The sequence below is a fragment of the Paenibacillus sp. FSL H7-0703 genome (assembly GCF_038003485.1).
Classification (GTDB): Bacteria; Bacillota; Bacilli; order Paenibacillales; family Paenibacillaceae; genus Paenibacillus; species Paenibacillus polymyxa_B.
The window spans coordinates 4,906,642-4,918,568 of record NZ_JBBOPF010000001.1; the positions used below are offsets into that span (position 1 = coordinate 4,906,642).

The 11,927-nt window shown below is 43.2% G+C and carries 14 protein-coding genes; 13 read left to right on the top strand and 1 reads right to left on the bottom strand.

The features are described from left to right. The first annotated feature begins 45 nt into the window (after positions 1 to 45). The 13 genes from MHB46_RS22075 (at position 46) to MHB46_RS22130 (ending at position 10,565) form a co-directional block, all read left to right on the top strand. Positions 46 to 558, top strand: a complete 513-nt coding sequence (locus MHB46_RS22075; protein WP_341163421.1) for an RDD family protein — start codon at positions 46 to 48, stop codon at positions 556 to 558. Positions 559 to 618: 60 nt separating this feature from the next. Next, on the top strand, positions 619 to 771 hold the full coding sequence (locus MHB46_RS22080; RefSeq protein ID WP_023989850.1) for a hypothetical protein: 153 nt from the start codon (positions 619 to 621) through the stop codon (positions 769 to 771). Between the two features lie 18 nt (positions 772 to 789). Beyond that, the gene (locus tag MHB46_RS22085) at positions 790 to 1,566 is read left to right on the top strand and encodes a DNA and RNA helicase (protein WP_341163422.1); all 777 of its coding nucleotides are present in this window, start codon (positions 790 to 792) and stop codon (positions 1,564 to 1,566) included. 25 nt (positions 1,567 to 1,591) lie between these two features. After that, complete coding sequence (locus MHB46_RS22090) at positions 1,592 to 2,191, top strand: hypothetical protein (protein ID WP_341163423.1); 600 nt, start codon at positions 1,592 to 1,594, stop codon at positions 2,189 to 2,191. Beyond that, positions 2,188 to 3,600, top strand: coding sequence for a phage tail protein (locus MHB46_RS22095; RefSeq protein WP_341163424.1), 1,413 nt, complete (start codon positions 2,188 to 2,190; stop codon positions 3,598 to 3,600). The genes MHB46_RS22090 and MHB46_RS22095 overlap by 4 nt, the downstream gene beginning before the upstream one ends. Beyond that, on the top strand, positions 3,597 to 4,244 hold the full coding sequence (locus MHB46_RS22100) for a hypothetical protein (protein ID WP_341163425.1): 648 nt from the start codon (positions 3,597 to 3,599) through the stop codon (positions 4,242 to 4,244). The genes MHB46_RS22095 and MHB46_RS22100 overlap by 4 nt, the downstream gene beginning before the upstream one ends. Beyond that, positions 4,226 to 4,750 carry a hypothetical protein gene (locus MHB46_RS22105; protein ID WP_341163426.1) on the top strand — a complete coding sequence of 175 codons (525 nt, stop codon included), beginning with the start codon at positions 4,226 to 4,228 and terminating at the stop codon, positions 4,748 to 4,750. The genes MHB46_RS22100 and MHB46_RS22105 overlap by 19 nt, the downstream gene beginning before the upstream one ends. 15 nt (positions 4,751 to 4,765) lie before the next feature. Next, positions 4,766 to 5,158, top strand: a complete 393-nt coding sequence (locus MHB46_RS22110; protein ID WP_341163427.1) for a DUF4280 domain-containing protein — start codon at positions 4,766 to 4,768, stop codon at positions 5,156 to 5,158. A gap of 21 nt (positions 5,159 to 5,179) precedes the next feature. Then, complete coding sequence (locus MHB46_RS22115; protein ID WP_341163428.1) at positions 5,180 to 7,927, top strand: HNH endonuclease; 2,748 nt, start codon at positions 5,180 to 5,182, stop codon at positions 7,925 to 7,927. Positions 7,928 to 7,931: 4 nt separating this feature from the next. Beyond that, complete coding sequence (locus tag MHB46_RS22120) at positions 7,932 to 8,411, top strand: DUF6985 domain-containing protein (RefSeq protein WP_341163429.1); 480 nt, start codon at positions 7,932 to 7,934, stop codon at positions 8,409 to 8,411. 881 nt (positions 8,412 to 9,292) lie between these two features. Next, the gene (locus MHB46_RS22125) at positions 9,293 to 9,457 is read left to right on the top strand and encodes an SUKH-3 domain-containing protein (protein ID WP_341163430.1); all 165 of its coding nucleotides are present in this window, start codon (positions 9,293 to 9,295) and stop codon (positions 9,455 to 9,457) included. Positions 9,458 to 9,480: 23 nt separating this feature from the next. Then, positions 9,481 to 9,738 carry an SUKH-3 domain-containing protein gene (locus tag MHB46_RS26280; RefSeq protein ID WP_445667598.1) on the top strand — a complete coding sequence of 86 codons (258 nt, stop codon included), beginning with the start codon at positions 9,481 to 9,483 and terminating at the stop codon, positions 9,736 to 9,738. Between the two features lie 338 nt (positions 9,739 to 10,076). Next, on the top strand, positions 10,077 to 10,565 hold the full coding sequence (locus MHB46_RS22130) for a hypothetical protein (RefSeq protein WP_341163431.1): 489 nt from the start codon (positions 10,077 to 10,079) through the stop codon (positions 10,563 to 10,565). Between the two features lie 249 nt (positions 10,566 to 10,814). Here the strand turns inward: MHB46_RS22130 and MHB46_RS22135 are convergent, their stop codons facing one another. Further along, complete coding sequence (locus tag MHB46_RS22135) at positions 10,815 to 11,846, bottom strand: PocR ligand-binding domain-containing protein (protein ID WP_341163432.1); 1,032 nt, start codon at positions 11,844 to 11,846, stop codon at positions 10,815 to 10,817. Between the last annotated feature and the right edge of the window lie 81 nt (positions 11,847 to 11,927).

The window sequence follows — 11,927 nt, forward strand, 5'->3', positions numbered from 1 at the left end:
AAATGCTGAAATCAGAAAAGTACACAACACATTGGAGGGGATAACGTGCTGTATGCAGGTTTTTGGAAGCGAACTTTGGCTTATATCATCGATAGCCTTATTCTATGGTTTGTATTTTTAATAATTGGATTGATCTGGCTTGTGATTCGGACCTTAGGGGATTGGGTACCGTCTCCGGCAGAAAGCTCTTTGCTCTCAGATGGATCGACTTATATTTTTACAATGAAAACAATAGGACAGACCTTGCTGAATTGGGGAGCTATATGGCTATATTATGCGCTTATGGAATCGTCCAAATGCAAAGCAACGGTGGGAAAGCTGGCTCTCGGCATCGTTGTGGTAGATGAGTTTAACCACAAGCTCAGCTTTGGACGTGCAAGTGCACGCTACTGGAGTAAGCTTCTATCAGTCATCATTTTGTTCGTCGGTTTTATTATGGCAGCCTTTACGGCGAGAAAACAGGCGCTCCACGATCTGATCGCCCGTACCTATGTTGTGGACAAACGCGAGCTGGACTATATCCTTCGTGAGCAGGCTCAACGCGGAGCCGGGATGTAAAGGTAGATAAATAGATTCTAAGATCATAATGAACCGTAGTCTTCAAACAGGGGGAGCAAGATGGATATACGCAGATTTTTAGAAAAGAATATTCGCCTATTTACTGGATTACTTGGAGTAAGTAAAGCTCAACCCATCGATGATGCAGTTCCTGTTCCACCTCCTGCGCCCGGTGTGAATCGGCTATCTGTTCCCCTAAATAAAGAAGAATAGAGAAAGGAGGGGAGCACCATGTTAACGCATATCGTTCCGAAGTTTGAGAAGGGCCGTATTCTAAAAACCGAAATGCTAGAAAATTTGCGAGACTATCCTCGCAGTTTTCTGGATATCCGGTATCAGGATTTTTCGGATGGCATTATCACCGGAATGAACGTAACTGTCGGGGAGAACACGCTGACCATTGGTAGAGGCATCGTGAAGCACAAGGATAGACTATACCTGCTGGAGCAGGAGCAGGAAGTGCCGTATGCGGCCACGGGGCGGCTATCGGTGTTGAAGTTGCTCTTTTTGGAACAAACAGATCGCCCGGATTTCACAGCCCATCATGCAGATATCGTGCTGGAGGATGAGGCAGAGATCGGTCTGGATAAGATGGAGCTGGGCCGATTCAAGCTCAAAGATGGAGCCGTGCTTCGCTCGGATTATCAGGATTTTGCCGACATGGCAACCGAATTCAATACATGGAGTGATATCCATGCTCCTTTTGCGGGTTTGAAGCAGAGTACATTGCGGCCAGAGACGATGCGCTACTTCGCATCCGAGCTGCTTAAAAGTGGTGCCACAGATCCGATGGATTGTATGTTTGCGCTCATATGCCTGAACTCAGAAGCCGTAGACAGAGATTCCATTCAGCATTACATTGCAAACCGAAATGGTGCGGAATACAGAGATTATTCTCATGCTCAGTTGCATAGACAGCTAGTTCTTATTCTAGAAGGCGCCGGACGTGGAAAACGAACAGCAGGCCGTTGGCAGGGCGGCGGAGCCGGACGGATGATTGTGGATTAGAAAATCAGGTAGAGGAGTGTGCATTATGAAATATGAGGATGAAAAGATTTTGGATCAGCTCCGCGAGATGGAGAAGCTGAAGAGGCCTAACAATATTTTAGCAGGACCCATAATCATTGACGGTCAAACCTATGTGTTTGAAGAGCGATCTTTCTTTAAAGATCGGCTGAAAATGCATGTCCCCTCTATCTTTAGTCCAATGCCCAAGCATTTGCAAAAGATTAAATATCCTCATGAGCAACGTCCAGAAATGATTTTGACGAATGATTTGGGCAGTGTGGATGTTACCCTGAATCGGGTGGACCAGACGCTACAAGATGAATGGGTGGAACAGCTCACTTCTGGCATGAAGGCAATGATGAAAAATATGAATCCTGCCCATGTATTTTATGAAGAAAAAATAGAAGAGGTACATGGTAAGCAGATTGGCTATTTTGACTTTAAAAGTCCTGCACTGGACCAGCCCATCTACCACAATATGTTCTACTTTGAGCTGGAAGGAAAGACGGTCATGGGAACATTTTGTTGTCCGTATAAGCAGTATGCTGAATGGCGGGATGTCGCCCTGCAGATGATTCGTACCATTCAAACGGTTGACGAGGCAGAAAAGGAGGGATATGAATGAGTAACCCCATTTACACCACAGCAGATGTTCAGGTGGCCCCTTATCAGTTTCAGCGTGTATTAAGTATCCATCTTATTAAACAGTTAAACGAACATGTGAGCTTCTGCATACGTGGAATTGTTTCGGAGGACAAGCTGGATCAATACGTAGAAAAAGCAGATGAAGATGAGCACATCGAAGTCTTCTTAAAAAGTGAAGGCAAGGAGATCCGGTTTTTTCAGGGAATCGTCACGAATATTGCTGTAAAAGCTGTAAACGGAGTACGCGAGCTTACGATTGAGGCTAGCAGTGAAACCTTAATGATGGACATTCGCCCCAAACGTCGTTCATTCCAAAAAACAGGAGATTCATATAACAATCTATTTTCGCATGTTACAAGTTCATATACTGATGCAGAAGTGATTGATGAGGCTTCTCATGGCGCAGCTATCGGTGAATTATTAGTGCAATACAATGAAACAGACTGGGCTTTTGTCAAAAGAATTGCTTCTCGGCTACATGCTGCTTTAATTCCAATTACGATGCAACAAGGATTGAAATATGTGATTGGTGTCCCCCATTCTAGTGCCCCTCAACCGCTGAACGAACATAACTATTCCATAAAAAAAGACTTGAAGGAGCACAAGCTCATGTCCCGTAACGGACTGCCGGAATATGGTGAGTCTAACAGTTTGAGCTATGAAGTGACCAGCAACAAAGTGCTGGAGCTGGGCAGTTCCGTCATTTTTCATAAAAGAACGCTTTACATAGCTAGGGCGGAGACGACCACAGAAGGAAATCTGATCGTGAATCGTTACATTTTACGGGATGCACATGGGTTAAAATGCCCAACCGTCTATGCCTATGATCTGTCAGGAGCCTCTCTGTTTGGCAAGGTGATTGATATTTCCAAAGAAAAAGTGAAAATCAAGCTGGAAATTGATCAAGGCTCGACTGCAACCGGGGCTATGTGGTTTCCCTATTCTACGGTTTATTCTTCTCCTGATGGCAGCGGCTGGTATGTTATGCCGGAAGCAGGGGATCAAATTCGTCTGTACTTTCCGGATGAACGGGAGCAGCATGCTTTTGCCGCCAGTTCTGTCGATCTTGCCTCCTCTGATCCCGTTAAAAGAAGTGATCCTGCGGTCAAAAGTATCAGCACCAAGTACGGCAAACAAGTCGTTTTCAAGCCTGGTGCAGTAGAAATTATCAACAGTGGGCAAATGCTCATGCGCCTCACGGATGAAGGCGGGATCGAAATTAACAGTAACAAAAAAATAACCCTGTCTGCTCAGGAGGATATCCAAATTACAGGGGGAGCGAAAATTATTATGGAGGGGAAAGAAGGCGTGAGTTTTATTCAATCCGGAGCCAAACTCGACATCATGGACGATGTGAGATTAACCGGGGGTAAGGTGAACATTGAATGAAGCTCATGGATCGGGATGCTGCGTTGCAGGATTTGCTGGAAAAGCACGTATTTACGGAATGGATACATGATTTGGCTCTTATTGAAAACAACTTTCTGACGCGCCAGCAAGCCATTGAAGACGAGCTTATAGCAGCTTTAGAGTCGCTATGCCAGCTCGCTACCCATCAGCACGAGCAAGGTCGTAAGGGGGATATTCGATATATTTATATCTCCTTGCTCAGAACTCGTGTTATGAAAAATAAAGCGGTTTATCGTATAGATGCCTATGATGAAAATTGGTTTCTGGATGAGACTGAATGCGCTGTGGAATGGTCGGCAGACTTTGTTTTCGAGCCTCTGTTCAATCGCATGACTAAGCTGGAACAGCTTAAATCAGATTATGCTCGTAAGATCACGACGATGGATATTGAACAAATTCAACAAATTGAGGCGGTCAAATACCATCTGCTCACTGTTGAGTTCTTGAAAAGCCAGATGCCAGTTTTTATCGCTTCCCCTTCGTTAGAAAGGATGCCAAAAGCAAATGCATGCACGATATTTGCTGGAGAATATCGAGATGATAGCGAAATATTGTGCCGTTTTACGCGTAGTGAGGGAGCCGAGGCACGAGAGGAGGAATCTTCATGGATTATTTCCTCTTAAAGCAGGATGTGCGGTATACCAATGTTCCTAGGCTACAAAAGGTGATGGAAACGATTGATCCGTGGAAGCTGTATGATTTGCAGCCGGAGGATATTGTCAAGCCATTGATGTTTCACGTGAAGGCAGATGCAGAAAGTATTTTTATTGATTATCTAGAAGGTCCCATTCCACTCATTTCAGATGCTTTAAAACGCCTTGTCCAGGCCTATGTGCCGGAGATGCCTATGAAATTAACGATACTTACTCAGATCGAACAGAAGATACAGAAGAATTACTATATTCCTTTTGTGGAGCGGCTTTCAGCAGTACATCCAGAAAGTGAATGGAATTTGGATCAAAGTGTGCTTCGAAAGCTGGTATTACAAGCAGATGCTATTCGGGGCCACAAGATATTTACAATCCAGGAGAGTGCTATCCCAATGATCATCGTCCGTTTGGATGTGGCGGAAAGTATATTGCGGCGTGATTATACCGGGATCGCTTTGGAGCAAGTCCAGGTGAAATAGGGAGGGAAAGGGCACATGTCAGACAATGAGTATTATGTCGTACGGGGGGCCTGTATGCGTTGCACTTGCGGGACCCATCCTCGAAAGATCAATTTGCCGAACAGCCACGGGGCTTTTGTTAATGGTAAACCCATGATGAATGAAGGAGATTATTCTCATGAGAATGTCCCTCATTTTGGAATTTGTAACAGTCCAGAACAGCCGAGTGCCGAGACTATATATCTGATCGCCGAAGATGGCTCCACAATCTCAGGCAAGCCATGCCTGCCGATGCTGACGGATAAGTGGAAAAACACAAAAGAACAGACAAAGGTGGAAGGCCAGCCAGCCTTGACGACCTCTTCATTTCAGACTTGTTTATATCATGGATTTATCGAATTTCATACGAATGGCCAGCAGGAGGAGTAGCTGGAAGGGAGGTTTGAAAACATGATAGGATATGATCAGATTCGAATAGATTCCCCTTACCCCATTCAGGTCTTAAAGGATGTTCAGATCGAGTGGAAGCCGGGGGAGCATGGGCGTATTACACTCACAGGCATTTGTAAGGAGTCGAGTCATGCCACGGCTGCGCTAGATGCGACCTCAGAGGATCAGCTACATGTGTATGCGCAGAATGGACAAGAGGAAATCAGCATATTTAAGGGTGTCGTCCATACGGTGGAAGTTGAGAACCATAATGGAGTATATACACTTACCCTGGAAGGAATCAGTGGCTCATTTGAGCTGGATATTGTTAAAAGAAAGCGGTCTTTTCCTGAGGAAAAACAAACATATAAACAGTTAGTGAATAAGCTTGCTCAAGGCTATGAGCGAAGTGATGTCTTGTTCCAGACCGGAGAGCAGTCGGTAGGCGAAGCCATTTTACAATATGATGAAACCGACTGGGAGCTTATGAAACGGATGGCGAGCCGTTTACATACAGTGGTGGTCAGCGACATATGGGAGTCCGCCGCGCCGAAGCTGTATTTCGGCATGCCAGCTGGCACCCAGCGAACGATTCGGAAGGATATGCCTTATACGGCAAGTAAAGATTTAAAGGGCTATCAGCGGGCAGGCGGAACGTCAGCCGGGCTACATGATACCGACTTTTTCAAATACGAGATCGAAAGCGGAGAACGGTATGCTCTTGGAGACGAGGTGCAATTTCGCCAGAAAAAGATGATTGTAACTGAATTGCGAAGCCGCATGGAAAAGGGGCATTTGCTATTCAGTTATGTGTTGGCCCGCGCGGAGGGCATTCGCAGCGATTTCATCCCCAATCCCAAAACAATCGGAATTTCTCTGGAAGGAGAGGTTCTGGCGGTACGGGGAGAGGAAGTGAAGCTGCGGCTGGCGATTGATAAGGATGACGGGGTATCCGAGCCGCATTGGTACCCGTTCGCTCCCCCTACAGGAAGTGCGATGTACAGTATGCCGAAGGTGGGAACACAGGCAAGCCTGTATTTTCCAGATGCGTCTGGTTCCAGAGCAATGATTTTGGGTGCGGTTCGTACAAATGGAGACGGTTGCGCGAAAACGAGTAATCCCAATGATCGATATTTTGGTACGGAGCATGGAAGTGAGCTGAAAATGGCACCGGGTCGCATCCATATCATGGGTGATCCGGGTGGGACATTGCAGATGAGTCTGGACGATGCTACTGGGATTGAAATAACTAGTCCCAAGAAGTTATCGTTAGAAGCAGAGCAGGAAATCATTCTGAATACGCCGAAGAAAATCATTATTGACGGAACTAGTCAAGTCATGGCGTATCAGTCGGGAGGAAGCACGGGGCTTTCGGTAGAAAACGAATACCACGTGTTGGGAGGAAACGTCTGGGCGGACGGTAGCGACCGAACTGCATACCCGCCGTTTGATGATGAACCGAAGGAAGGCGAGCCACCTCCACCGCCGCCACCCCCTGAACCGTTTAACTGGGGCAAGCTGGGGATGAATATTTTGGGCGGTTTGGCGGTTGTGGCAGCTGTAGCCGTGGTGGCGGCCGTTACGGTAGCGACGCTTGGAGCGGGTACGGTGGTCATTGCGGCGGTAGCCGGAGGAGCACTGCTTGCAGGCGGCTTGGGCGTAGCGAGTTTGGCGGCATCGGATATCGCCCGAGGAGAAGTGAGCGACTTTAGTGACTATGCCCTGACCGGTTTAAAAGAAGCGGGGATCGGGGCAGTGTCTGGAGCGATCTTTGGTCCACTCGGTGTAGGAGGAACGTTGCTAAGAAAAGCAGCGATCGGCGGTGTAACAAATGCCGCGGAAAATTTGGCGAGTCAGGTGCTAAGTGGTGAAAAGATCAACTGGGGTTCAGTAGCAAAAGACGCAGGACTGGGCTTTGTCACCGTGGGCGTACTGGATTCCAAAGTAGGCAAGGCCATCGGCGGATTCGCGGAAAAGGTAAGCAGCAAAGTTACACCGCAATGGATTAGCAAAGGTGTAGATGCAGTCGGGGCAGGCTTTGGTAAAGCTGTAACCAAACTGGAGCAGACCGGCAGTAAACTGGGGCAGAAGTTCAATGAGCAACTAAGTAAAATGGCAGACGGCCTCAGCCCAGGTAAGTTGTCCACAGCCAATGGAGCGCCAGTTCCGCACGTTAATAAGATGGACAGCGGACCACTTCCACAGACGGATGTGCAGAAGAATTACAACAAGGTCATGAAGGAAATGGAAGAGAACGCGGCGAAAAAGGTCGATGGGACGGGTAAAGATACTAAAATAACAAAAGGGTATGATGTAACTCCAAAGTATAGTTCTTATGAAGATAGACTTAAACGAACACCTGTGAATAAAGGTAAGTGGGAAGGAGAACGCGGAGAATCAAAGTTTATTTCAGAGAAGCCTGAAGTTAAACAGTATCTGGATGAAGCAGGCGTTGATGGGGTAAACTATAAAAGTGCAATGCCTGATTTTGTCCCCTTCTCTAAAGGTGAAGTTAAGATTCAAAACATGACTAGTGACAGAAGGAAAAACTTTGCTAAAGCTGATGAATTATTAGCAAAGAAATGGTCGACTCCAGAGAAAAAATGGACTGCAGATGATGTCGCTGATTGGAGAGAGGATAATAAATATACTTGGCATGAACTTAATGATCTTGAGAGCATGCATCTTGTACCAAGTAAAATTAATGGTACATACACTCATTTGGGTGGAGTTGGGGAACATAATATTAAAGAAAAGTTAGGAGAATGATAGTATGGATAGACTTAATCATGAACTCTTTGGAGAAATCTCTTACGATTTGTACTGGAGTGGACAACAGGAAATAAAAATCTTCGGGGAAAAGAGAATGGTAATATTAAGTATAGATGGAAATGAAGATGGTGAATTTCAAGATGCTCAGAAAGAAGCATATATAAATTTTTTGAACGATATGGATAATATAATGACAGAAGCTGAGAAATCTATCTTTGACCATTACCAAGAAGTTTATATGGATTATAGAGATATGGTGGGAGAGGAGGAAGCAGATAAAATTGCTCCAGTTATAAAAGATATAGAAGACTTAGGAAAACTAGTTGAGCCTACTCAATTAATCATTAGAAGAGTACGCAAAAATGGTATTAGAAGAATCGGTTTGCTTTTTAATTGTACTTGGGAAATAGAACATGGACTTGCTGTAAAGATTGAGGATGAGGAAATAACTGAAGTCGGATTTCAAGATATAGTTCTATAAATTGAATCATGGGATTATTTGTAATATTTTGTTTGTATTTATTCAATACTTACTACAAAGAAAATTTATACTAACTGAGTACTTGGTAAATTCTCCAAAGCTTATTCCAACTTGAATTTTGAGTAGGAATGAGCTTTTTGGCATACCCAAAATCAGAATAGGAGAAATTATCCGTTCTAATTTGGAGAGTGAGGAGATCAATTAACCTCATTTTTCGCAACAAACCGGTGGGGTAGTTCACTGTTATTATGTAGGGAATTGATAGATTAACTGGAAAGGTCATATGTTCAAAAGCTGTTCACCTGGCCTTCAAATAAACTTGGACATAAAGAGAGTTTTGAAAATTGTGCGGAAATACAAGTAGTAATTCAACTGCTACATTTTGAGGCTAAAGTTGAAAGTATATTAATCAGCACTATTACAGGACAAGGAAAATACAAAGCTCCTTGTGTTAACTGTCAGCGGACTTTTTTAGATTTTATTAACGATTTACAATAGATATAACGACGGTAGGTGGTAAAAAAACTAAAATAACATTTGGCTATAATGGTGCTAGGAAGGGACAATTCAATCCAAGTGGTAACGGAACTGCATCCTGACTTAATTAGATAGCACAAGGAACAAGGAAGAAAGCGAAAAACGCCCCCAATAATCCGTACAAGGACGATGAAAGTTTCCAACTATGGCCATATTGAAAATTGTGCTGAAATTCAGACGGTCAATCAGCTTTTATGGTCAGCATCAAAAATAGAAAATATACTAGTAAGTACCTTTAAAGGTAAAGAGAAGCACTACCAGCCATGTAAAACTGTAAAAAGACATTTTTTGATTTTATTAATGATTTTCATGAATAGTATTTTTGAATAAATAGGAGAAGGCTTATGGATAACTTATCATATGATGCGAGAGAAATACTAATACAAGCAGGATGGAAACCAAATAATGAGGTTGACTTAACTGCAACAGTAAAGTTTTTAGAAGCAATGGGGTATCAAGTATTCGATTCAGTGATTGATGCACTAAGCGTATTTGGTGGAATCGAATAAAATTTAAGCATCCCGATGGAAGTTTGGAAACCTTTATTTTTAGCCCTGAAGAAGCTGTAGGGGATTATTATAAAAAAGGAGACTTCAAGGAATTCGAGGCGCGAGTAAAAGAGCCGCTTGTTGTAGTTGGAGAAGCATATCGCGGAAATTTAATAATGTTTATTTCGAAATCTGGGAAGGTATACGGAAAAAATGGATATTCATTATTCAAGTTCGGAGATAACATCTTCGAAGCACTAGATACTCTATGTTTATTTAGAAAACAAGAAGAGGTAGTATAATAAAGTTCAGCTATCCGCTGAAAGGAACCTAGGCAAGATGACAGCGGACATGAATTGAACTTTTAATAAGGATAGTACAACAACTATAGTAATGAAGGTAGACAAAGAAAGTTACTTTAATCGCCGTTTAACTATTCGTAGTAGGGATTATTGTGTGAGAAAACCATTTGGTGACGACCAGTCAACCTATACAGATAAAAGGATAAGTTTTAGGCTAGTTCTCTTACCCTCTAAAGCAATCCGAAATTAATTTCGCCTTTGTTTCTAGGGCGTGAGCCTGTTTGGGACAGAGGCGGGGGCGCAACAATAGATTTGTGGGAAAGGTGGTTTGATAAGTTATGAAGTACGGAATACATAGTAATTTAGTTGAAGATGTTATTCAATTCTCAAATTCTATGATGGATTTTCCAAAAACAGAGAGGCCTCAAAATATTGTTGCAATTAATCAATATGAAGAGGCGAAAAGGCTAGCCATTACTGAAGTATTCGGTGAAGATGAATATACTTGGTCCGATATAAGACAACTTGAAATGGGAAAAGTTAAGGGGAAGTTGTATAAATTAGATTCTTCCCAAAAACCTAGTGGTTTGGATGAATTAACTGGATTAATAGCTGATGGTCTTAGAAGTCAAATAACGGACTCTTATAGTGATTTTTTTGAAAGTGTTGTAGTAGATTTGAGAAACTGCGCAATAAATCGTGCAATAAATGGTGAGATTGAAAATTTTTACGAACAAATTTTTAGAATCTATAAGGCTGGTGGTTTTCCATGTGGGTGGGATGGTGATTACCCAGAAGAAGGAAAACTTATTGCTTACTTTGCTTAAAAACAGTAATGTTTTTCTTTACTTTGCACAATGAAATGAACGCTCAGGATCAGTCTGAAACACTACAGTAAAGAAAAAGAACACTCCAACATAAAATTGCTGATAAAAAGGGGATGGTGATTGAGCGCAAATCACCATCTCTTGCAGCTTGAGAAGCACACCAGGACATAAGTAGCTGAGCAGAACTAATTTACATGAACAGATGATCATGGTGACTTAGACCCGTGAATCATCTGTTTTTCGTTTATTTTATCCTTTGTAATACTTTCGGTACACCGCGGGCGTAGTGCCTTCATACTTTTTGAATATTTTAATAAAATACCCCGGCTCATTGAAGCCGAGCTCGCTACTGATCTGAGATACAGGAATATCTGTAGCTTCAAGCAATTGCTTCGCCCATTTAATCTTCAGGCGGGAAAGATAGCTGGAAAAGTTCTCCTCCGTTTCCTTCGCAAACAGCCGACTAAAATAGCTTGGGCTAATGTGGCACAAGTCAGCCATGGCTTTGAGAGAAAAAGTTTCACCCTTGTGCTCAAAAATATATTCAAAGGCGGGTTTTAGTACGGGATTTCCGCACGGAATATCCACATCTCCTGAGGAATTCAGATAGGCATCTGCTAAGAAATTATTCATTTCTTTCTTAAGGTTTTCGATATGTTCCAGCGAGTAGCCAGGAAGGATCTCGGACAACTGCGGAGTAGACTGTGTGGCCGACGCCTTCTCGAACATTTCTGCGAGAAGATTTTTGTTCATCGCTTCTTCAACAATATAATTACACAATAAGGATAACATGCTGGAGATCGTCTGGATTTCCTGATAGGTCATGGATGGCAGATCGGCGTAGTCGTTCTTAAGTTCTTCCCATTTGGAACTGTACAGTTTTTCATTTTTTGAGGTGAGGATTTGCTCGAGCTGTAAGGCGCTCGAAGGATCGGCTAAGCGGACCTGACCTGCCATGACGGCGCCGATGTACTTATCGTCGATAATGATCGGTACCGCGATGTCGACGATGTCATAATGACAGAGATAAATATAAGGTTTGTTGGAACGCACCGCTTCAAGTCCACCACGAGAGTCACATTTTTGGCAGTAAGGAAGGAGATTCTCATCCTGGCGAACCTTTTTGCAGAACGATTGGCATTGGCTGTGGCTAGTTACGGGATTCCCTTTATAATCGACGGTGAGAATGGCTAATTTGGTAACGGATGCTAATGAATCCTGCAACTGCTCCCACTTTTTCAAATCAAAGATTTTCTGGATGCTCAAATGTTCACGTATCAAGATTCTCATCCCTTAATGGTAAATTATCCTGTAAGCAATAACAAAAAAGTACAATTCGTGATCTTCAGTGCAAAAAAATAC

Coding starts and splice junctions, on each gene's coding strand:
- MHB46_RS22080 (WP_023989850.1), top strand. CDS start 619: ATGGATATACGCAGATTTTTAGAAAAGAATATTCGCCTATTTACTGGA.
- MHB46_RS22120 (WP_341163429.1), top strand. CDS start 7,932: ATGGATAGACTTAATCATGAACTCTTTGGAGAAATCTCTTACGATTTG.
- MHB46_RS22090 (WP_341163423.1), top strand. CDS start 1,592: ATGAAATATGAGGATGAAAAGATTTTGGATCAGCTCCGCGAGATGGAG.
- MHB46_RS22085 (WP_341163422.1), top strand. CDS start 790: ATGTTAACGCATATCGTTCCGAAGTTTGAGAAGGGCCGTATTCTAAAA.
- MHB46_RS22110 (WP_341163427.1), top strand. CDS start 4,766: ATGTCAGACAATGAGTATTATGTCGTACGGGGGGCCTGTATGCGTTGC.
- MHB46_RS22130 (WP_341163431.1), top strand. CDS start 10,077: ATGAAGTACGGAATACATAGTAATTTAGTTGAAGATGTTATTCAATTC.
- MHB46_RS22095 (WP_341163424.1), top strand. CDS start 2,188: ATGAGTAACCCCATTTACACCACAGCAGATGTTCAGGTGGCCCCTTAT.
- MHB46_RS22115 (WP_341163428.1), top strand. CDS start 5,180: ATGATAGGATATGATCAGATTCGAATAGATTCCCCTTACCCCATTCAG.
- MHB46_RS22125 (WP_341163430.1), top strand. CDS start 9,293: ATGGATAACTTATCATATGATGCGAGAGAAATACTAATACAAGCAGGA.
- MHB46_RS22105 (WP_341163426.1), top strand. CDS start 4,226: ATGGATTATTTCCTCTTAAAGCAGGATGTGCGGTATACCAATGTTCCT.
- MHB46_RS22100 (WP_341163425.1), top strand. CDS start 3,597: ATGAAGCTCATGGATCGGGATGCTGCGTTGCAGGATTTGCTGGAAAAG.